3 protein-coding genes are annotated in these 2416 nt (G+C 69.1%); all 3 read left to right on the forward strand.

The window, feature by feature from the left end:
- A partial coding sequence (locus NQ160_RS22310; protein ID WP_257517227.1) for an O-methyltransferase occupies window positions 1-654 on the forward strand: 654 nt, incomplete at its 5' end.
- A gap of 109 nt (window positions 655-763) precedes the next feature.
- On the forward strand, window positions 764-2044 hold the full coding sequence (gene eno, locus NQ160_RS22315; RefSeq protein WP_257517228.1) for a phosphopyruvate hydratase: 1281 nt from the start codon (window positions 764-766) through the stop codon (window positions 2042-2044).
- A gap of 33 nt (window positions 2045-2077) precedes the next feature.
- Window positions 2078-2416, forward strand: a 339-nt coding sequence (locus NQ160_RS22320) for a septum formation initiator family protein (RefSeq protein WP_257517229.1), incomplete at its 3' end; no start/stop codon positions are given.

Consider the following 2416-nt stretch of genomic DNA (forward strand, 5'->3'; position numbering starts at 1 on the left):
GAAGAGACCTGGCGGCGCGTCGACCGCTACTTCGCCGACACGCTCGTCGGACACGACGCGGCGCTGGAGCAGGCCGTCGCCGACCAGAACCGCGCCGGGCTTCCTCCCATCGAGGTCGCACCCGTGAACGGCAAGTTCTTGAATCTTCTCGCCCGCATGAGCGGAGCCGAGCGCGTGCTGGAAATCGGCACCCTCGGCGGGTACTCCACCATCTGGCTCGCCCGCGCGCTGCCCGAAGGCGGCCGGGTGGTGACCATCGAGGCTGAGCCCGCCAACGCAGCCGTCGCGCGTCAGAATCTGGCGCGCGCGGGCGTCGGAGACAAGGTCGACATCCTCGTAGGCCGGGCAGAGGCCGTGCTCCCCACCCTCGCCTCGGAAGCGCCGTTCGACCTGGTGTTCATCGATGCCGACAAGGAGTCCAGCAGCCTGTATCTGGATTGGGCTGCGCGGCTCGGTCGCCCCGGCACCGTCGTCGTGGTGGACAACGTCGGCCGCGGCGGCAGGGTGGCCGACGCCGACTCGACCGACCCCGGCGTCACCGGGATGCAGCGGGGACTGCAGATGCTCGGCCAGGACCCGCGATTCGACGCCACGGCGCTGCAGACGCTCGACGCGAAGGGCTGGGACGGCGTCGCGATCGCGCTCGTCGTCTGACCTTTCGCACGGCCGGTGGCCTGTGGCGCCGCCGCGGTCGTCACTAGAGTGGGGAGCAACGGACCGACGACGTTTCCGAGATCCACCCTCCACAAGCAAGGAGTCATCCGTGGCACTGATCGATGCTGTAGGCGCGCGAGAAATTCTGGATTCGCGCGGAAATCCCACCGTTGAAGTGGAGGTGCTGCTCGACGACGGAATCGTCCAGCGTGCGGCCGTCCCCTCCGGCGCATCCACCGGCGCGTTCGAAGCGTACGAGCTGCGCGACGGGGACAAGAGCCGCTACGGCGGCAAGGGCGTGCTGAAGGCCGTCAACGCCGTCATCGACGAACTCGGCCCCGCCGTGGAGGGCATCGACGCGAGCGAGCAGCGCATCGTCGACGAGATCCTCATCGCGACCGACGGCACCGAGAACAAGTCGCGCTGCGGCGCGAACGCCATCCTCGGCGTGAGCCTCGCCGTGGCCAAGGCCGCCGCCGACAGCTCGGACCTGCCCCTGTTCCGCTACCTCGGCGGCCCGAACGCCCACGTGCTGCCCGTGCCGCTGTTCAACGTCATCAACGGCGGCGAGCACGCCGACAACGGCATCGACATGCAGGAGTTCTTCCTCGCACCCATCGGCGCGGAGACCTTCGCCGAGTCGCTGCGCTGGGGTGCCGAGGTCTACCAGGTGCTCAAGAGCGAGCTCAAGGCCGCCGGCTACGCCACGGGCCTCGGTGACGAGGGCGGCTTCGCCCCCGACCTGCCGAGCAACCGCGAGGGCCTGGAGTTCCTCGTCCGCGCGATCGAGAAGGCCGGCTTCACGCCGGGTGCCGACATCGCCCTGGGCCTGGACGTCGCCGCCACCGAGTTCTTCAACGACGGGGTCTACCGCCTCGACAACAAGGACTGGACCGCCGCCGAGCTCACCGATTACTACGTGGGCCTGGTCGACGACTTCCCGATCGTGACGATCGAGGATGCGCTGGCCGAGGACGACTGGGACAACTGGACCGCTCTCACCGAGAAGCTGGGCCGCAGGGTGCAGCTCGTGGGAGACGACCTCTTCGTCACCAACCCTGCGCGCCTGGCCGACGGCATCGCCCGCGGTGCCGCCAACTCGCTGCTGGTCAAGGTCAACCAGATCGGCACGCTGTCCGAGACGCTGGATGCCATCGACCTGGCGCACCGCTCCGGCTACACCACGATGCTCTCGCACCGCTCCGGCGAGACCGAGGACACCACGATCGCCGACCTCGCGGTCGCCGTCGGCTCGGGTCAGATCAAGAGCGGCGCGCCCGCGCGCAGCGAGCGCGTGGCGAAATACAATCAGCTTCTGCGCATCGAAGAGGAGCTGGGCGACGCCGCGACGTTCGCCGGCCGCTCCGCCTTCCCCCGCTTCAAGGGATAAGCGCACAACGCAGACCGAATGAGAGGGGGAGCCGTGGCGAGATCGACGGCTCCCTCTTCTCGTTCCGCCCAGGTGGACGTGCGGCAGTGGATGGGCGGTATCCGCCTGTCCGGCTTCATGATGATCATGCTGGCGCTGGTCGTGCTCGGCGCCCTGGTGCTGGTGCCGACGGTGGGCACCTACCTCGACCAGCGACAGCAGATCGCCGCGCTGGAGCGCTCGGTGCGCATGAGCGAGGAAGAGGTCGCCGAGCTCGAGGCGACGCGGGACCGCTGGGGAGACCCGGCCTACATCACGACCCAGGCGCGCGAGCGGCTGTACTACCACCGCCCCGGCGAGGTGGTGTTCCTCGTCGACAACGATCTGCCCGCG

The sequence above is a fragment of the Microbacterium sp. zg.Y909 genome (genome assembly GCF_024626565.1).